This window comes from Hungatella hathewayi WAL-18680 (assembly GCF_000235505.1).
Classification (GTDB): Bacteria; Bacillota; Clostridia; order Lachnospirales; family Lachnospiraceae; genus Hungatella_A; species Hungatella_A hathewayi_A.
Genome location: NZ_JH379028.1, coordinates 438,648 through 461,433, shown reverse-complemented (window position 1 = coordinate 461,433; position 22,786 = coordinate 438,648). Strand labels below are relative to the sequence as shown.

The 22,786-nt window shown below is 52.1% G+C and carries 18 protein-coding genes and 1 pseudogene; 1 reads left to right on the top strand and 18 read right to left on the bottom strand.

Annotated features, from left to right (window positions below):
- The 6 genes and pseudogenes from HMPREF9473_RS28245 to HMPREF9473_RS17890 form a co-directional block, all read right to left on the bottom strand.
- Nucleotides 1-512 (bottom strand): annotated as a pseudogene (locus HMPREF9473_RS28245) (ABC transporter transmembrane domain-containing protein); the annotation flags it as partial.
- Complete coding sequence (locus HMPREF9473_RS17910) at nt 509-2,320, bottom strand: ABC transporter ATP-binding protein (RefSeq protein ID WP_006781603.1); 1,812 nt, start codon at nt 2,318-2,320, stop codon at nt 509-511. The pseudogene HMPREF9473_RS28245 and the gene HMPREF9473_RS17910, both read right to left, overlap by 4 nt.
- Complete coding sequence (locus HMPREF9473_RS17905) at nt 2,321-2,806, bottom strand: MarR family winged helix-turn-helix transcriptional regulator (protein ID WP_006781602.1); 486 nt, start codon at nt 2,804-2,806, stop codon at nt 2,321-2,323.
- Between the two features lie 128 nt (nt 2,807-2,934).
- Nucleotides 2,935-3,597 (bottom strand): YkgJ family cysteine cluster protein, encoded by a 663-nt coding sequence (locus HMPREF9473_RS17900; RefSeq protein WP_006781601.1) that lies wholly within the window; start codon nt 3,595-3,597, stop codon nt 2,935-2,937.
- A 375-nt stretch (nt 3,598-3,972) separates the two neighbouring features.
- Nucleotides 3,973-4,842, bottom strand: a complete 870-nt coding sequence (locus HMPREF9473_RS17895; protein ID WP_006781600.1) for a tyrosine-type recombinase/integrase — start codon at nt 4,840-4,842, stop codon at nt 3,973-3,975.
- 176 nt (nt 4,843-5,018) lie between these two features.
- Nucleotides 5,019-6,296 (bottom strand): O-acetylhomoserine aminocarboxypropyltransferase/cysteine synthase family protein, encoded by a 1,278-nt coding sequence (locus HMPREF9473_RS17890; RefSeq protein ID WP_006781599.1) that lies wholly within the window; start codon nt 6,294-6,296, stop codon nt 5,019-5,021.
- 201 nt (nt 6,297-6,497) lie between these two features.
- On the opposite strand from HMPREF9473_RS17890, the gene HMPREF9473_RS17885 reads away from it, so the two are divergent.
- Nucleotides 6,498-7,604: a DUF362 domain-containing protein gene (locus HMPREF9473_RS17885; protein ID WP_006781598.1), complete on the top strand. Its 1,107-nt coding sequence runs from the start codon at nt 6,498-6,500 to the stop codon at nt 7,602-7,604.
- A 43-nt stretch (nt 7,605-7,647) separates the two neighbouring features.
- On the opposite strand, the gene HMPREF9473_RS17880 is transcribed toward HMPREF9473_RS17885, so the two are convergent.
- From HMPREF9473_RS17880 to truB, 12 genes are all read right to left on the bottom strand, one after another.
- Nucleotides 7,648-8,994 (bottom strand): sulfatase-like hydrolase/transferase, encoded by a 1,347-nt coding sequence (locus HMPREF9473_RS17880; protein ID WP_006781597.1) that lies wholly within the window; start codon nt 8,992-8,994, stop codon nt 7,648-7,650.
- A gap of 10 nt (nt 8,995-9,004) precedes the next feature.
- The gene (locus HMPREF9473_RS17875; protein ID WP_006781596.1) at nt 9,005-9,838 is read right to left on the bottom strand and encodes a carbohydrate ABC transporter permease; all 834 of its coding nucleotides are present in this window, start codon (nt 9,836-9,838) and stop codon (nt 9,005-9,007) included.
- Nucleotides 9,839-9,850: 12 nt separating this feature from the next.
- Nucleotides 9,851-10,696: a carbohydrate ABC transporter permease gene (locus HMPREF9473_RS17870; protein WP_006781595.1), complete on the bottom strand. Its 846-nt coding sequence runs from the start codon at nt 10,694-10,696 to the stop codon at nt 9,851-9,853.
- A gap of 155 nt (nt 10,697-10,851) precedes the next feature.
- Entirely contained in the window at nt 10,852-12,216 is a 1,365-nt protein-coding gene (locus tag HMPREF9473_RS17865; protein ID WP_006781594.1) for an ABC transporter substrate-binding protein, read from the bottom strand.
- Nucleotides 12,217-12,362: 146 nt separating this feature from the next.
- Nucleotides 12,363-13,079, bottom strand: coding sequence for a response regulator transcription factor (locus HMPREF9473_RS17860; protein WP_006781593.1), 717 nt, complete (start codon nt 13,077-13,079; stop codon nt 12,363-12,365).
- On the bottom strand, nt 13,076-14,899 hold the full coding sequence (locus tag HMPREF9473_RS17855; RefSeq protein ID WP_242830860.1) for a cache domain-containing sensor histidine kinase: 1,824 nt from the start codon (nt 14,897-14,899) through the stop codon (nt 13,076-13,078). Before HMPREF9473_RS17855 ends, HMPREF9473_RS17860 begins: the two co-directional genes overlap by 4 nt.
- Nucleotides 14,900-14,971: 72 nt before the next feature.
- Nucleotides 14,972-16,324, bottom strand: coding sequence for a magnesium transporter (gene mgtE / locus HMPREF9473_RS17850; protein ID WP_006781591.1), 1,353 nt, complete (start codon nt 16,322-16,324; stop codon nt 14,972-14,974).
- A 494-nt stretch (nt 16,325-16,818) separates the two neighbouring features.
- The gene (locus HMPREF9473_RS17840) at nt 16,819-17,925 is read right to left on the bottom strand and encodes a M14 family metallopeptidase (protein WP_006781590.1); all 1,107 of its coding nucleotides are present in this window, start codon (nt 17,923-17,925) and stop codon (nt 16,819-16,821) included.
- 188 nt (nt 17,926-18,113) lie between these two features.
- Nucleotides 18,114-20,243, bottom strand: coding sequence for a polyribonucleotide nucleotidyltransferase (locus HMPREF9473_RS17835; RefSeq protein ID WP_006781589.1), 2,130 nt, complete (start codon nt 20,241-20,243; stop codon nt 18,114-18,116).
- A 191-nt stretch (nt 20,244-20,434) separates the two neighbouring features.
- A complete protein-coding gene (gene rpsO, locus HMPREF9473_RS17830; RefSeq protein ID WP_006781588.1) occupies nt 20,435-20,701 on the bottom strand; it encodes a 30S ribosomal protein S15 in 267 nt (88 codons plus the stop codon).
- Nucleotides 20,702-20,848: 147 nt separating this feature from the next.
- Complete coding sequence (locus tag HMPREF9473_RS17825; RefSeq protein ID WP_006781587.1) at nt 20,849-21,787, bottom strand: bifunctional riboflavin kinase/FAD synthetase; 939 nt, start codon at nt 21,785-21,787, stop codon at nt 20,849-20,851.
- Nucleotides 21,784-22,776: a tRNA pseudouridine(55) synthase TruB gene (truB, locus tag HMPREF9473_RS17820; RefSeq protein ID WP_006781586.1), complete on the bottom strand. Its 993-nt coding sequence runs from the start codon at nt 22,774-22,776 to the stop codon at nt 21,784-21,786. Before truB ends, HMPREF9473_RS17825 begins: the two co-directional genes overlap by 4 nt.
- Between the last annotated feature and the right edge of the window lie 10 nt (nt 22,777-22,786).

Genomic DNA, 22,786 nt, shown 5'->3' with positions numbered 1-22,786 from the left:
GGTAAACGGCTCATCAAATCACCGTTGTTGTTGGTATCATAGAAACGCACCGGCAGCTTCTGCATTTTCGTAAACAAATCATCCCTGATTTTCTGAAGTGCATTCTGGGCCACAGTCAGCATGATTCTGGACTGGAAATAGTTGGCGCAGACGCCGAACACGTAGATGAGCGCCAGCACTACCAGCGCGCCAGCCAGCCCAGCCGCGTCACCGCGGCTTCCGTCAACCGGAGCAATATATTTGTTGATAATCGGCCGCAGCATGTAGGAGCCGGCCAGTGTCGCCAGTGTATTGATGATAATGCAGAAGAAGGCCAGTATCATCTTGGGTTTATCGTCATCCAGGTAATGGAGGAGACGGCTGATGGTCTTTTTGCTGTCCTTTGGACTTCCTTTGCCGGCGCTCATCCTGGCGCCCGGTCCGTGGCCGCCCATGGGGCCTCTCTTTGGACCCGGAACCTGGGTTCTTCCGTATCTGTGTTTCAAACTGTTGATTCTCTGCTGTTCATTCATGATGTGCTCACCTCACTAACTTTCCCCTGAATGGAGTATTCGGGACTTTCCCCATCTGCCGGATTCACAGGCGGAGGCGTTGTCTCTTCTCTGTCACGCTGGGAATAATAAATCTCCTGGTAAGCCTCACAATTCTTCAGCAGCTCGTCATGGGTGCCCATGCCGATAATCTTGCCGTCATCCAGCACGATAATCTCGTCAGCCCCCTCCACGGAACCGATTCGCTGGGCGATAATCAGCTTGGTGGTCGCCTTCAGCGTTGTCTGGAAGCACTCCCGGATTTTCGCCTCCGTGGCCGTATCCACGGCGCTGGTGCTGTCGTCCAGAATCAGAATCTTCGGTTTCTTTAACAACGCCCTGGCGATACAGAGCCGCTGTTTCTGGCCGCCGGAGACATTGACACCGCCCTGGCCCATGTCGGTCTGATAGCCGTTGGTGAAGGACTGCACGAAGCTGTCCGCCTGGGCGCTCTCGGCCATGGCCCGGATTTCCTCGTCAGTGGCATTTTCATCGCCCCAGCGCAGGTTCTCCTCGATGGTTCCGGAGAACAGGACATTTTTCTGGAGTACCATGCCGACACCCTCCCGCAGATGCTCCAGAGAGTACTCTCTCACATCCACGCCGTCCACCAGCACCTGGCCCTCCGTGGCGTCGTAGAGCCTTGGAATCATCTGCACCAGCGTGGTCTTGCCGCTGCCGGTGGCGCCGATGATGCCGATGGTCTGGCCTGGCTTCGCGGTAAAGTTGATATGTTCCAGCACCTTCTCGTCGCTGTCATTTTCATAGCTGAAGCTGACATTCTTAAATTCCACTCTGCCCTCGGTTACTTTTAAGTCCTTTCTTGTGGCATGCTCATCCGTCAAATCAATCTCCGTATCCATCACCTCGTTGATACGTTTCACGGAAGCCATGGCTCTGGAACTCTGTAAAAATACCATGGACAGCATCATTAAGGACATCAGAATCTGTACAATGTAGGTGGTAAATGCCGTCAGATCGCCGACCTGCATGCCACCGGCAATGATGATATTTCCACCGTACCACACAACTGCCAGGGTGGTGATGTTCATGGCCAGCATCATGACCGGCATGGTGGCAATCACGATATTCATGGCGCGAAGACTGCTCTTCTTCAAATCCAGGTTCATGTCCTTGAATTTTTCTTCCTCATAGTCCTCCCTCACGAAGGACTTGATCACACGGACATTGGTCAGCGCCTCCTGAATACCGGAGTTTAAGCGGTCCAGCTTCTTCTGCATGGTGGTGAATCTTGGAAATGCCGTCTTTAAAATAATGGCAATCGCCAGCGTCAGCAGCGGAATCACAATCAGGATGATAACCGCCAGCCTGGCATTCATGAGAAACGCCATAATCAGGGCTCCAACCAGCAGTCCCGGCGCCCGCAGCATCATTCGCAGGGCCATCATCATAACGTTTTGAATCTGCTGGATATCGTTGGTCAGTCTGGTCACCAGGGAACCGGTGCTGTATGTGTCAATATTTTTGAAGGAAAATGCCTGCACCTTGGCAAACAAATCCTCTCTCAAATCGCCGGTGAAGTTGATGGACGCCTTGGCGGAAAAATAAGCGCCGCCGATGCCGCCGATGGCCATCACAAGGGTAGCCAGTATCATGAGAACACCGACGGTGATGATGTAGCTTAAGTCACGGTTGGCCACACCATTGTTGATGATTAGGGACATCAGTTTCGGCAGCATAATCTCGCCTAATACCTCTGTCAACATCAGAAGCGGACCGAAAATAAAGGCGCTCCAATATGGTTTGACATATTTACTGTATCGTTTCACTTACAAGCCCTCGCTTTCTGTCATCTGGTTCAGTTCTTTTTCCAGGTTATGAAATACCTTGTCGAGAAGCTGCTCCAGGCTCTTGAATTCTTCTTCGGAAAATCCCTCAAACATCCGGTTTTCAATGCGCGTAAAGGTCTTCACGCTGTCGTCCACCACTTTTCTGCCCTTCTCCGTGATGCAAATCTGGTTGAAGCGGTTGTCCTTTTCATCCACAATTCTGCGAATGTAGCCGCCCTTTTCCAGCTTTTTGAGAGACACGGCAATGGTTGCTGTGGATACTCCATATTTTGCTGCAATTTCCTTCTGTGATACATTGGGAGAATCGGCAACAAACATTAAAATCTGGTGCTGGCTGCGATAAACGCCTGTTTTTCCCAGCTGGCGTTCGATGACGCTGCGCTGTATGCGGTTAATCTTCATATACTTTTCCACAAGGCGGTGCGCCGGTGAATCCAGATGGCCGCGGCATGTCATCTTATCCATTTGTATGTTCCTCCTTTGAAATGCTTTAATTAGTTAGTTTATAGTTAACCGGCTAATAATTAGCTAATTAACTATATGCCATTATAAAAGCGCCTGACACAAAATGCAAGCGCTTTTTTATAAAATAATTATAAATTGTTTCTGCTCTCCTCCAGCCGGCTCTCGAATTGGGAGTAGAAATCGCCGGACGTATCGTAGGGCGTTAAGTAAAAGAGGGTCAGGATGGACATGCAGGCTGCTTTGGCCAGTTCATCGTCGTTTGCAGCCTGTATGTCCGCCTGGAGATCCTTGAGATGGTAGTGCCAGTCGTTGATGTAACGCTCGTATCTGGCCGCGTTGGGGGTGTCCAGCCATTTCTTTACCTTCACCTTTGTGCGGTTGTCCTTTTTGCATTCATGTATCTGCAAAAAATACCGGAAGGAGCCGTCCTCATAGACTCTCCCCAGCGGAAACAGCCGGCAGATTCCCGGACGGTGCGGATGGATGCTGCAGCGGCCGGCCTCATCCAAAAATCCGCACCGCTCCTCATCCCTGCTCATCTTCAGATTCGGCAGCACCACTCCATCCACCACGTTCAGTTCCACGCTGCCTGACGCCAGCATTTCCTCAAACGTCTGATCCAGTCCCGCCGACAGCCGGTAAATGTCCATCGGGTCCAGCACAATCGAACTCCCCATCCCCCGGCAGCAGGCCGAGCACCCCTCACAATCCTGACAGTCCGCTTTGACCATGTCGTTTAAGGTGTACAGCTTTCCGTCTGATATGTCTTCTAAACTGATTTGTCGTTCCATAGGTTCTCCTTTGTCAAAAGGTCATGATACTAATAACATATCTGAAAATATTAAAAATAGCAATAAAAACATGTTCATGGAACCAGACAAATTCCACTCTGTGTCTCTCACCTTTTATTTTATTTGTTAATTTGAAAATTTAGTTGAATCACTATTTACGTTCTTCAGAAATACAACAGATACCACCGTCCGGCTCTTCCGCCGGACAGCGATAATCAGATACTACTTTAAATGATATCTCTCTAACATCGATTTGCAAAAATCTTCGTCTTCCCTCAGCCTGGGAATCTCTCCCGCCAGACCGTCCTGAGTCATCCGAGTGGCAAGTTCCAGCATCAACTGCCATCCTTCTGTATGCAAGCAGAAACAGGCCTCTCACGCTTCCGACACCAGCATCATCCTGGACAGCACCTGTCTTGGCTGGCGTTCGGTGGTCATGGTGTAGATGCTGGCGACGCTTCCGTTTGAATAACCGGGTATATCTGTCAGGCGGATGACTTCTTTTTCAATCCTGTAAAAGGTCCGTGCCGACGCCCGTCTTAAATTGTGGGGAAATACTTTTCGTTCGTCCACGCCCGCCTGACGCCCCAGCGCTTTCATCTTCTTGTTAATGTTGCTCCTGTCCATGGTCTGGCCGCCCTTCGTGACGAAAATGCTCCCTGATAAAATTCCAGCTCCCTCACAGTATTTCTGAAGCATCCGAATCAGCTCCTCCGAAAGCAGCACCACACGGGATTTGCCTCTCCCCTCAATCTCCACATAGCCCTTTGCCAGCGACTCCACCGTAATAAATTTCAGCTCGCTGATACGCACCCCCGTGCTGCATATGGTCTGCACCAGCATGCTCATCCGGACATCCCCTTTTCTCTCGGCCGTGTCGATCAGACATTGATAATCCCTCTCGGACAACTCCAGTTCCTGCTGCCCGGCCGGCGTCCGGTCCGCCTTAAACAGCTTCACCTTGCAGTCATCCCACTCCATAAACTCAAAAAAATTGTTGATGGCCGCCAGCATGGAATTGACGCTGTTAATCTTGTAGTTTTCCCTCAAATACTCCCGATACTCCAGCACCCTGCCCCTGTCAAATTCCCTGTCCCCAGACACCAGCAAAAACTCCCTGAACTTTTTCACATCCCTCAGATATTTCTCCACCGTAGCCTGGCTTCTCTCCTCACCGCGAAGATGTAATTCATACTCCTCAATCTCCTCGTTCGTAATATTGTCCACATTTTTGCGTTCTTTCATTTTAAAAAAAGGACCCCCTTCTCTTTCGTAATATTCTGTTTATCTACACTTTAACCCATATTGGAATATTTTGCAAGCAATTTCGACAAAATTTTCCTGGAAATATTTCCCATACAAAAATCCCCACTCTGCCATATGAAAAAATGCTGGCAGAATGGGGATTTCCCAAACCATCTTTAATTCAACGCCTGCTCCAAATCCGCAATGATATCATCCACATTCTCAATTCCCACGCTCAGACGAATCATCGCCGGGTCCACGCCGGCTTCTTTGAGCTGGGCATCGTTTAACTGGCGGTGGGTGTGGCTGGCCGGGTGGAGGACGCAGGTCTTGGCATCGGCCACGTGGGTGACAATGGAGGCCAGCTTTAACTTATCCATGAAGACAGCTGCTCCCTCTCTGCCGCCCTTTAAGCAGAAGGAAATGACGCCGCAGGTCCCGTTTGGCATGTACTTTTTGGCCAGCTCATAGTATTTGTCGCCCTCCAGGCCGGGATAATTGACCCAGGCCACGTCGTCTCTGGACTGTAAGTACTGCGCCACCTTCAGTGCATTCTCACAGTGACGCGGCATGCGAAGATGCAGGGTTTCCAGACCGATATTTAACAGAAATGCATTCTCCGGCGCCTGGATGGAACCTAAGTCACGCATCAGCTGGGCGGTGGCTTTCATGATGTAGGCCATCTTTCCAAATTTCTGTGTGTAGATAATCCCGTGATAGGAGTCATCCGGCGTGGTCAGCCCCGGGAATTTCTCTTTGTGGGCCTCCCAGTCAAAATTGCCGCTGTCCACGATACAGCCGCCCACGGTCAGCGCATGGCCGTCCATGTACTTGGTGGTGGAATGGGTCACGATATCCGCCCCCCACTCAAAGGGACGGCAATTGATGGGCGTTGCGAAGGTATTATCCAGAATCAACGGCACCCCGTGCTTGTGGGCCAGTCTTGCAAATTTCTCAATGTCCAGCACCACCAGAGCCGGGTTGGCGATAGTCTCCCCGAATACCGCCTTGGTGTTTGGCTGAAATGCCTTCTCAAGCTCCTCCTCCGGCGCGTCCGGGTCCACCAGCGTAAAGTCAATGCCGAACCGCTTTAATGTCACCGTAAACAGATTGGAGGTTCCCCCGTAGAGAGTCGCCGAGCTGACCACGTGGTCCCCGGCTGAGCACAGATTGATAATGGCAAACAGGTTGGCCGCCTGTCCTGAGGAAGTCAGCATCGCTCCCACGCCGCCCTCCAACTCACAGATTTTGGAAGCAACCGCATCATTGGTGGGGTTGGCCAGTCTGGTATAGAAATAGCCGTTCTCCTCCAAATCAAACAGACGTCCCATCTGCTCGCTGGTCTCATACTTGAACGTAGTACTCTGATAGATGGGAAGCTGCCTCGGCTCTCCATTTTTCGGCTGCCATCCACCCTGGATGCAGATTGTCTCTGTTGATAATTTCTGACTCATATACAGGTCCTCCTTCTCGGTGCAATATTGATTGCAGTATCATCCACTCCGGAACTTCTTTGCAATCCCGAATTGTTTATAAGTCTACCACAAAACCGTCCGTGAAATCAATATTGAATTCCTCCAACATTTTCGTTATAATAACAGGGAATATTCCATTTTTTTACAACCTGCCAACGTGCACACTACAAGGAGGACATTATGAGCCAGTCAAACGTATATTTTACCAACTTCCGCACCACCTTTCAGGAGAATCTTCTTCAAAAACTGGAACGTCTGGTGAAGAAAGCCGGGATGCTGGAAGGCATTGATTTTAACAATAAATACACCGCTATCAAGATTCACTTCGGAGAGCCGGGAAATCTGTCCTATCTCCGCCCCAACTATTCCAAGGTCATCGTGGATTTAATCAAATCCCAGGGCGGCAAAGTTTTCTTAACCGACTGCAACACCTTATATGTAGGAGGTCGAAAGAATGCCCTTGACCATCTGGACGCCGCTTATGAAAACGGCTACAATCCATTCGCCACCGGCTGCCACGTGCTGATTGCCGACGGCCTGAAGGGAACGGACGAAACTCTGGTTCCCATCGACGGGGAATACATAAAAGAGGCGAAAATCGGCCGGGCCATCATGGACGCCGACATTTTCATCTCCCTGACCCACTTTAAGGGACATGAGAGCACCGGATTTGGCGGCACCATGAAAAATATCGGCATGGGCTGCGGCTCCCGGGCCGGCAAGATGGAGATGCACAACGCCGGCAAGCCCCATGTGGTCACATCCAAGTGTGTCGGCTGTGGCGCCTGCCAGAAAAACTGCGCCCACAGCGCCATCACCATCACGGAGCGCAAAGCCTCCATCGACCATGACAAATGTGTGGGCTGCGGCCGCTGTATCGGCGTCTGCCCCATGGACGCGGTGGACAGCGCCTGCGACGAGTCCAACGATATCTTAAACTGCAAGATTGCCGAGTACACCTATGCCGTCTTAAAGGACCGTCCTCATTTCCACATCAGCCTTGTGGTGGACGTCTCCCCCTACTGTGACTGCCACGCCGAGAACGACGTGCCGATTGTGCCAAATGTAGGCATGTTCGCCTCCTTCGACCCGGTAGCCCTGGACATGGCCTGCGTGGACGCGGTTAACCGCCAGCCGGTGACCCCCGGCAGCATTTTAAGCGAGAAACCCCACACCCACCACGACCATTTCACCGACACCCACCCGGATACCAACTGGGAATCCGCTATCGACCATGCGGTGAAGATGGGGCTGGGGAATAAGGAGTATAATCTGATTACCATATAAAAAGTACAGCCGGAATATCCATTCCGATATTCCGGCTGACAACTCAGTCTTCCGCTTCCACCCGGAAGCACTCTCGTGCCTCTCTTCCAAAGCGGACAATCCGTTCCCGCAGTTCCCGCCTGATCTCATCGTAATCCGGATTCCGAATCAGATTGGTCTTCTCCAGCGGGTCATTTCTCAAATCAAACAGATATTTTTCCTGATACACATCGCTGCTGCTCTCATTCCATGGATGTTTGCCGGGGGCGTGGATCACATATTTGTACCGTTCGGTTCTGACGGCGCGCCCCACGAAGCTCTCGCTGATTTGAATATATACGGCATCCTCCCAGTTTCCGTCCCCCGTCTCCTGGAGTGGACGGCCCTGGAGCTCCTTTAGGGACTCTTCGGAGCAGCCGGCAGCAGTCAGTATGGTCTTTGGCACATCTAACAGGCTGACTACATGCTCCTCTCTCGTTCCTCCCACAAAACCATTTCCCTTTATCATCAGGGGAACGTGGATGGTGCCCTCAAAGCTGTTTCGCTTGTAGTCGTCATAACCGCCCTCCACCACCTCGTCCATACGGGTTCTGAAATGGCAGCCATGGTCGCTTCCATAGATTACCATGGTATTGTCATAGATTCCCTTCTTTTTCAGGGCATCTATGATCCTGCCAAAGTTGGCATCCAGCGCATGACAGCAGCCCAGGTAATCCGGATAGAACTCCTCCCAGTCGCCCTTTCCTCTCTCCAAATCCGCAGGCGCCGTGAAATCTCCAAACCGTTCCCTGCTGCCCTCCGGCCCCTCATAATCGTTCCTGTCATTCTGGTGGTGGGGTTCAATGTGGGATATCATGAGAAAGAATGGCTTATCCCCCTGATATTCCTCAATATAGCGCACCCCATAGTCTGTCAGGCAGTCCGGCCGGTAGCCGGTAAACGTCAGTTTCTTACCATCCTTGTCATAAATGTAACCGCCGTACCCGTGGGAGGTGAACTCCAGCACATCCGCGGCCATCCAGTAATCATCATACCCCCCGCGGCGCTCCGGCGGAACCGGAATCGTCTCATAATGGTTCTCGTTCTCATCGGAGGCCAGATGCCATTTTCCCACATAGGCCACCTGATACCCCGCCTCTCTTAAGCGGCGGGCCAGCGTCTTCTGATTGAGCGGCAGGGAAACCGCGTTCCGGAAGCACCCGGTCTGTGTCGGATACAATCCGGTCTGGAGCATGGCCCTGGCCGGACCGCACACCGGCTGGGCTGTGTAGGCGTGCACAAAGTCCACCGCGTCCTTCGCGGCAAACGCATCCAGCCTTGGAGTGACATCCGGCATCTGGCCATGACAGCCCAGGGTATCGGCCCTCTGCTGGTCTGAGAAGAAAAATACTATATTCTGCTGACTGCTCATATGAATCCTCCTATTCTTTCACCGCTCCGGCCGTAAGCCCGGAAATCATGTATTTCTGAAGAAAGATAAAAATAATCAGGATGGGAATTGCCGCTCCCACAGCCGCCGCCATCACCCGTCCCCAGTCATAATTGTACTCTCCCAGGTAAGTCATGGCGATACCGGAAGCCAGGGTCCTCATCTCCGTCTTGTTGACCAGGGTCAGACCCCACAGAAAATCCTCCCAGGATATCAGAAACGAATACAGTCCCACGGCCAGAATCCCCGGCTTCACCAGCGGCAGAATCACCCTCACCAGAGTGCCTGCCTTGGAACAGCCGTCAATGTAGGCCGCCTCCTCCAGGGATTTCGATATCGTATCAAAAAATCCCTTCAATATCCACACCGACATCGGCAGGGCGTTGGTGGAACAGGCCAGCACCAGCGCGGTGTAAGTGTTCAAAAGCCCCAGCTTATAATACATGTTGTACAGCGCGATGAGCAGCGTCATGGCCGGAAACATCTGGGTGGATAAAAACAGCATCATCACGAATTTATCGCCCTTAAAACGGTAGCGGGAAAAGGCGTAGGAAGCCAGTACTGCTAACGTCAGCGTGACCAGCGTGGTAATTCCCGACACGATGATATTATTCTTGTAAAAAATCAGAAATTTTCCATCCGTCAGAATGCCATGATAATTTTGAAAGGTCAGCGGCACCGGCAGAAACTGGGGTGGCAGCTTCAAAATGGACTCGTTTGATTTCAGAGAGGTAGCCAGCATCCAGTATATGGGAAATACAAAGCAGATTGTCACTGCCACAATGGCGGCGTACATCAGAATCTGTTTCCATGTTTTTGTTTTCATGCTCCCACCTCCCTAATATTCCACTTCTTTTGTGGACAGAACTTTGTTGTAAACGGTTGAGAAAATAACCAGAAATACCAGCCAGCAGACACCGATAGCGGCGCCTTTTCCCAAATTAAAGCCGGAAAATGCGGTCTCATAGGTGTACAGCGGCAGAGTCGTGGTGGCCCGCACGGGACCGCCTCCTGTCATGGTGAAGAACAGGACAAACATCTGGAAATTGGATACGATGGAGGTCAGTGTGACCGTCTTCACCACCGGCATGATGCAGGGCACCACAATACACCAGAACTTCTGAATTCCCGTGGCCCCGTCAATCTCCGCCGCCTCCTTCAAGTCCTCCGGCACCGTCTGGAGACCGGACAGCAGCATGATCATCATCAACGGCATCTGCTTCCACACGGCCGATATAATGACCCCCATCATCGCCGTCTTCGGACTCCCCAGCACGCTGTAATCTCCCAGTTGAAACAGGTAATTGAAAATACCGTACTGGGGCTGGAAAATGAACATCCAGGTCACCGCCACCACCAGCGACGGTATAGTCCATGGCAGAAACAGCAGACTGCGAAACAGCTTTCTCCCCCTCAGACTGCCGGAATTGAGCAGCAGCGCCACCCCGAGACCAATGAAGAACTGAAAGAATACGGTCCCGCACACATACACCAGCGTGCGGCCAAAGGTCCGGATGAACTCCATATCGGTAAACACCGCCCGATAGTTGGCAAAATTGTTCCATTTCACATGATTCATATCCAGCAGATTGTAGTGGAAGAAACTCATACCGATGACTACAAAGACCGGAATGATGATGGTCACGGTCAGCATGGCTACCGCCGGAACCAGCAGCAGAATCATAAACCAGTTTCTCTTTTTCTTTTATGAAACTTAGCAGAAGTATCAGAATTCATTAAAAATCCCTCCATTCGCGGACTTTCTATTGTCATGAAAAGGGGGCTGCCGCAGGATAAGCTGCAACAGCCCCGTATCGGCCTGATGGTTCTTAGTCCGTATTACTGACCATACATTTCCCTGATTGTCTTGTTGGTCTCCTCCAGTACCACAGCGATATCCTCGTTGTTGACCACAATCCTCTCAATGCCCTTGGTCACTTCGTTCATGGCATTGTCAAACATGGCGTTTGTGGCCGGCAGCGGGCTGGCTGTCTCGGACTGTTTGTTAAATACTTCCATAAATTCATCTTCGTTCATCTCCGGCAGCGTGGCAATGGACTTCCTGGCGGAGAGAACCGCGTTTGACTTGTGATATTTCACCATGGCATCCTTGCCGATCAAGTACTCAATCAGCCGGATGGCCGCTTCCTGGTTCTTCGATTTTGCAAACACGCCCAGCTGATGCTCCGTGTAAACTGTCTCGCTGCGCCCTGTCTTGCCGGCAGGAATGATGGCTACGCCCATCTTCTTGTCAAATTCCTCATTCAAACCGCTGCTGCTTCGGAACGCGCCGCGTCCCATGTCGCCGTCAAAGATGATGCCAATCTGGCCGGAGGCAAACAGACCTCTCAAGTCTTTAATCTCCAGACCGCCTGGAATCACTTTTTCATCCACCAGCTGTTTCGTCCAGGTGAGCGCTTCCACATTTCCCGCATTGTTTAAATCCACAGTGCCGGCGTCATCCACAAAATGTCCGCCGTAGGTGTAAAAGATACCGTTAAACACGGTTCCGGTGTGAGCCACCTTGCCGGTCGGAATTCCCAATCCGTACAGAGTGTTGCCCGCATCATCCTTGCCAAGAGCCGCTATAGCCTTCGCCGCTTCGGTCATCTCATCCCAGGTTGCAGGCGCCTTCTCGGGGTCAAGTCCTGCCTTGGTGAACAGTTCCTTGTTATAATACATGGCAATGGGATGGGGCGCCCATGACAGCGCCTTTACCTTGCCGTCATAAGTCGTGCCGGACAGATAACCGGGATAAATGTCGTCTAACACCTCTTTGGATGCCAGGGTATCCAGTTCTGCCAGAATCCCTGCTCCGTTAAATGCGCTCATCATCTGGGAGTTGCCCATAATGACATCGGCGGCATTGCCGGAGGTACCTGCAATCAATACCTGGTCCTTATACTGGTTAAATGGAATGGCCTGGGATTCCACCTTGATGTCGGGGTTGGCGGCCATGAAATCATCTAACAGCTCCTTGAAAATAGCGGATGTGGCATCCTCCGCCTCCAGCCAGTTGCTGATTGTGATTGTTACCTGCTGGCCGGCAGCGGCGGTTGTATCTTCCGTCTTGTTCTCCTCTGTCTTGGCGGCCGTCTCCTTGGGGGCCTCCGTGGAAGCCGGTTTCGTATTGCTCTGGCATCCTGTCAACGCCAGGCTTCCCACCATCACTGCTGACAATGCTGCTGCAAGTGTCTTTTTCATACAAATCCTCCTTTATTAGTCCTGTTTCACTCTCTGTTTCTGTATTTATTATAACAAGAGTCCCTTCCAGATTGAAGGGACCCAAATTTTTGTTTTAGTGCTATTTTTATAGTTTATGTACCTTTTTTATTCATTCATTGTGCATATCAACGGGAACTGCCCGGTGTGACACCGTACTTCTCCTTGTAAACCCTGGTAAAATGCTTGGTGCTGCTGTATCCCACCATCATGGCGATGTTCCCAATCTTCAAGTCCGTGTTCTCCAGCAGATTTCTGGCTTTTTCCATCCGCAGATCCGTCAGATAGTCGATATATTTCCTGCCGGTCTGTTTTTTAAACATGGTGGAAAAGTAAGCGGTATTCATATGGACAGACTGGCTGACCTCCTCCAGACTGATATTCCGGTAAAAATTATTCTCAATGTATTGAATGGCCCGGCCAATGCTTCCGCCATCCTCCGCAGGCTCCTGCTTTTCCTCCACACCCGCTTCCGCTTCCTCACTTCCCAGCAGCCGTTTGACGCAGTCCGCCAGTTCAAACCGGTTGATCGGCTTCACAATATAATCCTTTACCCCGCACCGGATGGCCGTCCTGGCATACTCAAAATCCCGGTAGGCGCTGATAACGATAAAACGGGTGGTGATACCGGTGGCAATGGCTTTCTCCATCATTGCCAGACCGTCCATCACCGGCATCCGGATATCCGTAATCACCAGGTCCGGGTTCCACACCGCCATCAGGCGGTAGCCTTCCTCCCCACTTGCCGGCCTCCCGCAGTTCCAGGCTGCCATAGATCCCTCCAGAATCCGGCCGATTCCCTGCCGTATGATTACCTCATCCTCACAGATTAAAATCTTCTTCACTGCTCCTTCTCCCCCTCACGAATCTCTCCTTTTCCCGGCGGTATCATCAGAGACACAATCGTCCCCACGCCCGCCTTCGACTGAATCACCATCCGGCTTTCCCCTCCAAATATCAGTTTCAGCCGCCTGCTTAGATTGCGCAGGGCAAAGCAGTCCATGGTCTTCTCCTGGCAGCCGTCGCCAATCAGCTCCCGGATACGCCAGAGTCGCTCTTTCGTGATTGCCGTCCCATCATTGAAAATGCGGATGGACAGCCATTCCTTCCGCTTTCTGACCGAGACCTTCAGTCTTCTTTCTTTCGGCAAATCTTCAAACCCGTGCTTGAACGCATTTTCCACCAGCGGCTGCATGGTCAGCCTGGGCACCAGATAGTCAAAGCAGTCCATCTCCACGTCGTAACGGACATCAAACCGTCCGGGAAAACGAATCTGCTGGATGGTCACATAGTTCTTCACATTTTCCAGCTCCTCCCGGACCGTGACCAGCGTTCCCTCCTGCATGGAATAGCGCATCATCATGGAAAATGCCTGTGTCATGTCCACGATATCATAGTGATCATGAACCAGCGCCAGCATGGAAATGCTCTCCAGCGTATTGTAGACAAAATGAGGGTTAATCTGGCTTTGCAGGGCGCTTAAGGTCGCCTGCTGGTTCTCGATCTTGACCAGGTATTCGCTCTCGATAAGCCGTTTCATATCCCGCACCATGATATTAAAACTGTCCGCCAGCTCCGTTATCTCATCGTGGTGGCTGTCCGTGACAGACACATCCAGATTTCCCGTTGCTATCTCTCTGGTCGCGTCGCGAAGGGTGATGATTCTTTTGGAAAACCAGTCTGCCAGCAGCTTATCAATCAGATAAATCAACACAATCAGCACCACCATGCCGGCCAGAAAATACCCCAGGGCTATCCCATAGCCCTTCTGCAGCTCCTTCAGCTTCAGCCGGTACTCAATATCCATCCCCAAGGCCCTGGAAGGAGAGTGTACCATCACATAGGAGCCTCTCTCCTCGTAGGCGGAGTCCGCCAGCTGTCTGTCTCCCCAGAAGATGGCATCCCCGCTGTCATAGACCAGGTCTGCAAAGGGCTGCTCCAGTTTCTGCTTATCCAGCTCCATATAGACAAGTCCCAGAACCCTGCCATTCCTCACACTGATGATGTTGGAAGCCAGAATATAGACAGGACGACCGTCCGTGATGGAGTTTCCCTCCAGCTGTTCCTGGGATTTCGTTCCATCCAGAAGCGCCTCAAACCAGGGAACGCCTCCGTAAACCGCGGACAGCTCCCTGTCCGAGAAATCATTGGCAAAGGTTTTGTCCGCCTCCCTGATATACAGGGAAATGTTGACGACCCGCTCATTCAGGGAAGACATATTGGTCAGCCGGTTGCGGATAAAATCCCGCAAATCCAGCCGCTCCTTGTAGGAGCCGGTTATGTAGGTGTCGATGGTATTTTGCACATTGATATCCGTCACGAGAAGGCCGATGTGCTCCTCGGCCTGGTTAAAATAGGAATCCAGTTCCTCCACGGTCTTGTCGAGCAAGAGCTGGGATTGTTTCTTAAAATTGTCCACGTTGACATTTAAAAACACGAAAAAAACGATGGCGAATATGATCATAATTGGTATAATCGCCACCAGCCAGGTGGAAAGAGTTAACTTTTTTTGAATGGATGCACTGTGCCGCCCCGCCGTCCCCTCGTGCATGATGATCATTCCCCCCGAAACATGCTTGATGATAAAAGTATAGCACACCCCCTTCGCCAATACAACTCCGGCATCGCGGCGAAAAAACCAGGGTCTCTGCGGAAAATCAGTCAAAAAAAGAAACCGGCATTTCCAAACCGGTTTCTTTATTAATTACACTTTTTACTTCTCTATTTCATTTCCCGCCTACGCCAAATTCAACAGCCTGCAGGCCAGCTGGAAGTAAATCACCAGACTAAAGGCATCCACAATGGTCGTAATCAGCGGCGCCGCCATAATCGCCGGGTCCATGCGGCATACTTTGGCCGCGATTGGCAGCACGCAGCCGATGGTCTTGGCCAGCACCACGGTCACGAACAGGCTCAGCACCACCGTCAGGCAAATCATCTCATTGCCCGGGTACATAATCACCAGGCGGATGTAGTTTACCGCGCCCAGCACCACGCCTACCATGGCGCCCACCCGCAGTTCCTTCCAGACCACCCGGAAGACATCCCGCGGCTCAATCTCGCCGACAGCCATACCACGGATAATCAGGGTGCTGCTCTGGCTGCCCGCATTGCCGCCCGTATCCGTCAGCATGGGGATGAAGGTGACAAGCAGCGGAATAATGGCAAATGCATTTTCATACTTTCCAAGGATTCCTCCGGTAATCATACTGCTGATCATCAGCACCAGCAGCCACACAATCCGGTTCTTCGCCAGCTGAAACACGCCGGTCTTCAGGTAAGGCTTCTCACTGGGAACCATAGCCGCCATCTTCTCAAAGTCCTCGGTGGCCTCCTGCTCCATGACATCCACGATATCATCGACGGTGACGATACCCACCAGCCGCTCCTCGTGGTCCACCACAGGAAGGCTGAGCAGATCGTACTTGTGGAAGCTCTCCACCACGTCCTCCTGGTCCTCGGTGGTGACCGCCTTGATCACATGGGTGTCCATGATGTCCTCAATCCGCGTGTCGTAAGGGTTCATCAGCAAATCCTTCACCGTCACAACGCCCTCCAGCCTTCTGACGCCGTCCATCACGTAACAGGTGTAAATCGTCTCCTTGTCCACCCCGTGTTTCCGGATATAGGCAAATGCCTCCTCCACGGTCATGGTCTTCTTGAGCCCCACATACTCCGCCGTCATAATGCTTCCGGCGCTGTTCTCCGGGTACTGCAAAAACTGGTTGATCAGCTTCCTGGTGTCCGGTGACGCATTCTGAAGCACACGCTTCACCACGCTGGCCGGCAGCTCCTCCAGCATATCCACCGCGTCATCCACAAACAAGTCCTCGATGATGCCACGCAGCTCCACATCCGTGATACTGTTGATGATGTGCTGCTGGTTCTCCAGGGAGAGGCAGGCAAATACATCCGTCGCCAGCTCCTTCGGCAGCATGCGGAACACCACCACCGTCTTCTCCGAATCCAGCTCCTCCATAAAGGAAGCCACATCCACCTCGTTCATCTCAATCAGTAACTCTTTCAGTCTGCGAAACTGACGTGTCTCCACCAGCTCCAGCAGATATTCCATATCAAAATTGTCTTTCATCGTCTCTTCCCCTTTCATAAAACGTAGTCTGTGATACATACCGGTCTATGAAAACGGAACCCTTCATGTGACAAAAAACCGCCTCAACTGCCACACAAAAAACAGCCACATACAGCAAAAGACTTCCAAAAACACCTGGCTTTGGCAATCCTCTCCTGCACCGTGGCTATCATAAACGCAACGACACTCTCTATTCTGGTATCATTTAACGGCAGTGTAAACCAAGCGTAAGCCCGTCAAAGCTGGCCGCGGCTTTGCCCACACTACCATGCGCCTATGATAATTGTTGTCCGCTTTCATCTTCTGACTTCGACCTTCCACTTCGTTCACTCCCTTCTTATTCTTTCCAAAAGTTGGAGGCCCATTCTCATGAGCCTCTACTATCATACCATATTTTCCGGGGAATACAACCCCGATATCCGTTAAAACTGAGTAAATTTTTGTCAGTGCCTGCAAGCGGGACTGCAATCAGACACCAATTATTTCAGCACCGGCTACATCCTGCGAATCACATAATCAAGCGCCTGAACCCACACGCCCTTGTTCTGTTTCCACACCGCCGCGAACTCCTCAAAGGGCACCGGACACGGGGTTTTGCCCACCTCGATGGTCACTCCCGGCACCGCCTCGCTCCGGGACTGCATCCAGTCCTTAAAGCCGCCCTTGCCGTCGCTGTTGTCCATCCGGTAGCCGGTCATCACGGAGATGGAATCCGCCAGGGTGTTGGAGGCCATCTTGGCTCCGTTCTCGCTGGTGGTCCAGTAAATCACTTCCCCCTGGGAGTGGTAGCTGATGGTAATCGCCCACGGGTACTGCCCCGCCAGCTTTTCAAGGGCCTGGGTCTCCGGCTCCGAGAAGGGGCTCGGTCCCTTGTAGGAGGTGAAGGAGGGCGCCGTCAGTTTCGTGGACAACTCATTCCAGCCCGCTGGGAAATTGTAGTTTAAATCCACCCCAGCCGCGTTGGCCTTCCATTTCGTCAGATACACCTCGAAGGTGTCCGTGGTCCTGTTCATCTGGGTGTCTCTGTCATAGCACTCCCGGATGGTCTGTTTCAGCTCCTCCGAGCGGATGGCGTCCACGCCAAACTGGCTTAAGGTCACACCGTCCGGGTTGGTCATGGGCACAAAGTGGATGGCCACTTTCTTAAGCATATCCCCAATTTTCCTGGCATTGTAATGCCCGGTATCATAGTTGGCCAGCGCGTACTCCAACTGGCTCATCATCAGCAGAGGCGTCATATACTCCCTGGCATGGATGGCCCCCTGCATCAGAATCTGTTTCTCCGCCTGGGGATTTCCCAGGATAATGTCATAGATATTCCGCCCGTCCCTGGACGTCCCGATCACATTGACGGTCATCTTATCTCCATAAGTCTGCTGCAGCGCCTGGATATCCGCCTCCATCTGCTCAAAGGAGTATTTCTCCACCGGCTTTACGATAGGACTCACCACATCCAGATTCAGAAAATCATTCTCCCCCACACTGGCCTTCACGCCCGGCCCCACGGCGGAAATCCCGTTTATCGCCGCCCCGTAGCTGGTCATCCCTGTTCCCGTCAACAGCAGAATGCTGCTCAGTAATGCACATACCATACGTCTCATGCTGTAATTCTCCTCTTCCTGTCTGGTTCTATTATATTCCGTCTGTTACCAATCTACTACGCCAGGGCCCCACAGTCAAATGAAGATTTCTTACAAAATTCAATAGACTCCGTAACCGCAAAGAAGCCCCGCCGGCCAATCTCCTGGCCTGCGGGGCTTCCCTCTTATGCGCAGCTAAAACGCAAATCTTATTCTTCTGTCTTCTCCTCAGCCTTCGCTTCTGCCTTCGGAGCCAAATCTCTCGGTCTCATGCTCAGGTTGATTCTGCCCATCTTGTCAATCTCCATAACCTTCACGGTCACTTCGTCGCCGATGTTCACCACATCCTCCACCTTCTCCACACGCTTGTCGGAGAGCTTGGAGATATGAACCATACCGTCCTTGTTCGGAGATAACTCCACGAAGGCGCCAAAGTTCATCAGACGCACGACCTTGCCGGTAATTACCTGGCCGGCCTCAATGTCGGTCACGATGCTCTTGATAATGTGGATGGCCTTCTCAATCATCTCCTTGTCGGTGCCGCATACGGATACGCTTCCGTCATCGGAGATGTCAATCTTCACGCCGGTCTCCTCGATAATCTTGTTGATCACCTTGCCCTGCTTGCCGACAACATCGCCAATCTTCTGCGGGTCAATGGAAATCTGCTCAATCTTCGGAGCATACTTGCCAACTTCTTTTCTCGGCTCTGCGATACATGGTGCCATCACTTCGTCCAGGATATAGATTCTGGCCTCCCTCGTCTTGGCAATAGCCTCCTCGATAATCGGTCTTGTCAGTCCGTGAATCTTGATATCCATCTGGATAGCGGTGATACCCTTGTGTGTACCGCCCACCTTAAAGTCCATATCGCCAAAGAAATCTTCCAGGCCCTGGATATCTGTCAGCACGATATAATCGTCATCGGAATCCCCGGTCACTAGTCCACAGGAGATACCGGCCACCGCGCTCTTAATCGGCACGCCTGCCGCCATTAAGGACAGGGAGGAGGAACAGATACTTGCCTGGGAGGTGGAACCGTTGGATTCCATGGTCTCGGATACGGTACGGATCGCGTATGGGAACTCCTCCTCGGAAGGAAGAACCGGAATCAGGGCTCTCTCAGCCAGCGCTCCATGTCCAATCTCACGGCGTCCCGGACCTCTGGAAGGTTTGGTCTCACCTACGGAGTAGGACGGGAAATTGTAGTGGTGCATATATCTCTTGGAAGTCTCCATGTCGTCGATGCCGTCCAGTTTCTGGCGCTCAGACAGTGGAGCCAGGGTACATACGTTGAGAATCTGTGTCTGTCCACGGGTAAACATACCGGAACCGTGTACTCTCGGAAGCAGATCAATCTCAGCCGCCAGAGGACGAATCTCCGTGATACCACGGCCGTCAGGACGCTTGTGGTCCTTCAGAATCATCTTGCGGACTGTCTTCTTCTGATACTGGTAAATCGCCTCGCCCAGCACGTTCAGCCACTCTTCGTTGTCTGCAAATGCCTCCTCTAACTTGGCGGTAATCTGACGGATGTTCTCTTCTCTCGTCTGCTTGTCATCGGTAAAGACGGCAACCTCCATATCCTCCGGAGGTACAATCTCCTTGATGGCCGCGAACAGCTCTTCCGGAACTGCACAGCTGGTGTAGCTGTGTTTCGGTCTGCCGCACTCTGCCACGATGGTGTCGATGAAGGCGATCACCTGCTTGTTCACCTCGTCAGCTTTAAAAATCGCGTCAATCATGGTCTGCTCCGGCACTTCGTTGGCGCCAGCCTCAATCATGATAACTTTCTCTCTTGTGGAAGCCACGGTCAGAGCCAAATCGGACGCCTGCTTCTGCTCCTGAGTCGGGTTGATGACGAACTCGCCATTCACCAGACCTACCTGTGTGGTGGCGCATGGGCCGTCAAACGGAATGTCTGAAATCGCGGTTGCAATGGCGGAACCCAGCATAGCTGTCAGCTCCGGGCTGCAGTCCTGGTCCACGGACATTACCAGGTTGTTTAACGTCACATCGTTCCGGTAATCCTTCGGGAATAACGGTCTCATCGGACGGTCGATCACACGAGAAGTCAGGATGGCATTCTCGGATGCTTTTCCCTCTCTCTTATTGAAGCCGCCTGGGATTTTGCCTACGGCGTATAATTTCTCCTCGTACTCCACGCTCAGCGGGAAGAAATCAATTCCCTCTCTCGGTTTGTCCGATGCGGTCGCTGTGGATAATACCACGGTGTCGCCATAGTGCATAAATGCTGCTCCATTGGCCTGTTTTGCCACTCTGCCGATGTCTACGGTCAGTGTTCTGCCGGCAAGTTCCATTGAAAAACTCTTGTACATATACAATTCTCCTTTTAATAAAAAATATATATTTCAGTAGAAGATGCCGAAACTACTGAACAGGACACGAGTCAGAAAACTCATGTCATCTTCAGCGGTCTCGGAGCATATCTTCTACCAAAAATCGCCTGTATGACAGATACGTATATAGTCAAATAGGGTGGAGAGTCACTCCACCCTAAAAGGCATTCTTACTTTCTGATACCCAGCTTCTCGATTAATGCACGGTATCCTTCCAGGTCTGTCTTCTTTAAGTAATCCAGAAGACCACGTCTCTGTCCAACCATCTTAAGCAGACCACGTCTGGAATGATGGTCCTTCTGGTTGTTCTGTAAATGCTCGGTCAGTTCAGCGATTCTTGCTGTCAAAATAGCAATCTGAACCTCCGGTGAACCTGTGTCGCCAGGTTTTCTTCCATACTCTGCAATGATAGCAGACTTCTTTTCCTTTGAAATCATGTTGATTTCCTCCTTTTAATTAAAAACTTACCGCACACTAAGTTTCTGGTCGGAGAATCCGGGAAACTGAGTATCGGCGTATATTCATACCGATTTAGTATAACGCAGGATTTCCTGTCTGTCAAGCCTTTTGCCATTCAACCTGCGTCACGCAAGGCCATGTTTTTTCAGATAACGGAGTCCATATTCCTTATCCTTCTCCAGCTGCCGTTTCAAATCCTCCAGAGATGCGAATTTCTGCTCCGGCCGCTCAAAATGCAGCAGCTGGACCTCGATATTCTCTCCGTAGATATCCCGGTCGAAATCGAAGACAAAGGTCTCCACTCCCACCGGATACTCTCCCTCCACCGTCGGTTTTTTTCCGATGTTGGTAATGCCTCCGTAGTAGGTCCCGTCGATAAGCACCCGGGAGACATACACGCCAAAGGGTGGCAGATGCTTCTCCGGAGGCGGCAGAATGTTCACTGTCGGAAAACCAAGAACTGCGCCGCCGATATGGTTGCCGTGTACCACGGTTCCATGGATGGCGTAGGGCTCTCCCAGCAGCTCGTTGGCCTTCTCGATGGCCCCCATATCCAGTTCCTCCTTGATATAGGTGCTGCTGATATCCCGGTTATCCTCCCTGGCTTTGTCAATCACTTCTAAAATGTAGCCGTATTTCGGCGCCAATTCCCTCAAAAGCTTTGCATTGCCGGCTCTCTGATAGCCGAAACCGCAGTCAGTTCCCACCACGATGGCTTTGGCATTCATCTGCCCCAGCAGAATATGGCTGACAAATTCCTCCGGCGGCAGATGGGCCACCTCTTTGGAGAATGGGTACTCCACCAGGTAGTCAATCCCCATTTTTTCCATGTTGTTGCGCCGCTCCTGGTTGGTGGTGATCACCGTCTGGGGCCGGTCCTGAATCAGGGCCACCGGCGCCGTGCTGAAGGTGAATACCGCTGTCGCAAGTCCGTATTCCCGCTTCATCCGCAGCATTTCCCGCAACAGCTTCTGGTGTCCCTTGTGACGGCCGTCAAACTTGCCGATGGTCACCACTGTGGGCTCTTCTATTTTAAAATCTCTCGTATCGCTGATATATATCATCCTGTTTCCTGTCCTCCGAGAAAAATCTTTCGCGGTTTGTACCAGTCTTTCTCCGGCTGGAATTCGTACACTCCGATGAACTGTCCTTCGCTGTCGTAAATGCGGACGGGGGAGAGATCGTCTCCCTCCTGCTCTGTCCCGGCGCCTGCTGGCCGCGGCTCAAACGTCTGTTCCCGCTGGCCGCCGGACTGCATGTCCGGTTCCAGCATATCCAGCTGTAACAGTTCTCTCTTCACCTGGTTTCCGTTATGTACCAGATAGTCGGCCTCCGGCCTGGTCCGAACCGCCGGATAGGCGGCAAACATCTCATCCACCGGCACGATGACCTCCGATAGCCTTCCTTCGTCCCGCAGCGCCTCGATCTGCGCCAGGGTCAGACTGTCCTTCAGTAAAAACCGGTCCACCTGGGTGCGCAGCAGTTTCTCCATGCAGCCGCCACAGCAAAGGGAGCGGCCAATATCGTGGCACAGGGTTCTGATGTAGGTTCCCTTGGAGCAGTTCACCGTCATGGTCACCCGCGGCAGCGCTATCTCATCGATGACGATGGAGTAGATCACCACCGGCCGGGCCTCCCGCTCCACTTCCTTGCCAGCCCGGGCCAGCTCGTAGAGTTTCTTTCCGTTGACCTTCAGCGCCGAGTACATGGGCGGAATCTGGGCGTAGTCACCCACAAATCCCATAACCGCTTCCTCCACCTGCTCCGGCGTCACCTCCACGGCACATTCGGCCAATAGTTCCCCGGTGGTGTCCTGGGTGTCCGTCTCGCGGCCAAGCAGCATCACAGCCTGATAGGTCTTGGTCTTGTCCGTCAGCATGTCACACAGCTTCGTCCCCTGCCCCAAGCACACCGGAAGCACTCCCGTGGCCTCCGGGTCCAGGGTCCCGGTATGTCCAATTTTTTTCTGTTTTAAAATACCTCTCATTTTCGCAACCACGTCATGAGAGGTATATCCTGCTTCTTTATAAACATTAATCACGCCATTGTACATGGTTCTCTCC

What these genes read in the sequence shown, in the direction of transcription:
- rpsO (WP_006781588.1), bottom strand. Translation starts at nt 20,701, where the DNA reads ATGATTTCAAAGGAAAAGAAGTCTGCTATCATTGCAGAGTATGGAAGA.
- HMPREF9473_RS17900 (WP_006781601.1), bottom strand. Translation starts at nt 3,597, where the DNA reads ATGGAACGACAAATCAGTTTAGAAGACATATCAGACGGAAAGCTGTAC.
- truB (WP_006781586.1), bottom strand. Translation starts at nt 22,776, where the DNA reads ATGTACAATGGCGTGATTAATGTTTATAAAGAAGCAGGATATACCTCT.
- HMPREF9473_RS17865 (WP_006781594.1), bottom strand. Translation starts at nt 12,216, where the DNA reads ATGAAAAAGACACTTGCAGCAGCATTGTCAGCAGTGATGGTGGGAAGC.
- HMPREF9473_RS17835 (WP_006781589.1), bottom strand. Translation starts at nt 20,243, where the DNA reads ATGTACAAGAGTTTTTCAATGGAACTTGCCGGCAGAACACTGACCGTA.
- HMPREF9473_RS17870 (WP_006781595.1), bottom strand. Translation starts at nt 10,696, where the DNA reads ATGATTCTGCTGCTGGTTCCGGCGGTAGCCATGCTGACCGTGACCATC.
- HMPREF9473_RS17880 (WP_006781597.1), bottom strand. Translation starts at nt 8,994, where the DNA reads ATGAGCAGTCAGCAGAATATAGTATTTTTCTTCTCAGACCAGCAGAGG.
- HMPREF9473_RS17885 (WP_006781598.1), top strand. Translation starts at nt 6,498, where the DNA reads ATGAGCCAGTCAAACGTATATTTTACCAACTTCCGCACCACCTTTCAG.
- HMPREF9473_RS17840 (WP_006781590.1), bottom strand. Translation starts at nt 17,925, where the DNA reads ATGAGACGTATGGTATGTGCATTACTGAGCAGCATTCTGCTGTTGACG.
- HMPREF9473_RS17825 (WP_006781587.1), bottom strand. Translation starts at nt 21,787, where the DNA reads ATGATATATATCAGCGATACGAGAGATTTTAAAATAGAAGAGCCCACA.
- mgtE (WP_006781591.1), bottom strand. Translation starts at nt 16,324, where the DNA reads ATGAAAGACAATTTTGATATGGAATATCTGCTGGAGCTGGTGGAGACA.
- HMPREF9473_RS17895 (WP_006781600.1), bottom strand. Translation starts at nt 4,842, where the DNA reads ATGAAAGAACGCAAAAATGTGGACAATATTACGAACGAGGAGATTGAG.
- HMPREF9473_RS17890 (WP_006781599.1), bottom strand. Translation starts at nt 6,296, where the DNA reads ATGAGTCAGAAATTATCAACAGAGACAATCTGCATCCAGGGTGGATGG.
- HMPREF9473_RS17875 (WP_006781596.1), bottom strand. Translation starts at nt 9,838, where the DNA reads ATGAAAACAAAAACATGGAAACAGATTCTGATGTACGCCGCCATTGTG.
- HMPREF9473_RS17905 (WP_006781602.1), bottom strand. Translation starts at nt 2,806, where the DNA reads ATGGATAAGATGACATGCCGCGGCCATCTGGATTCACCGGCGCACCGC.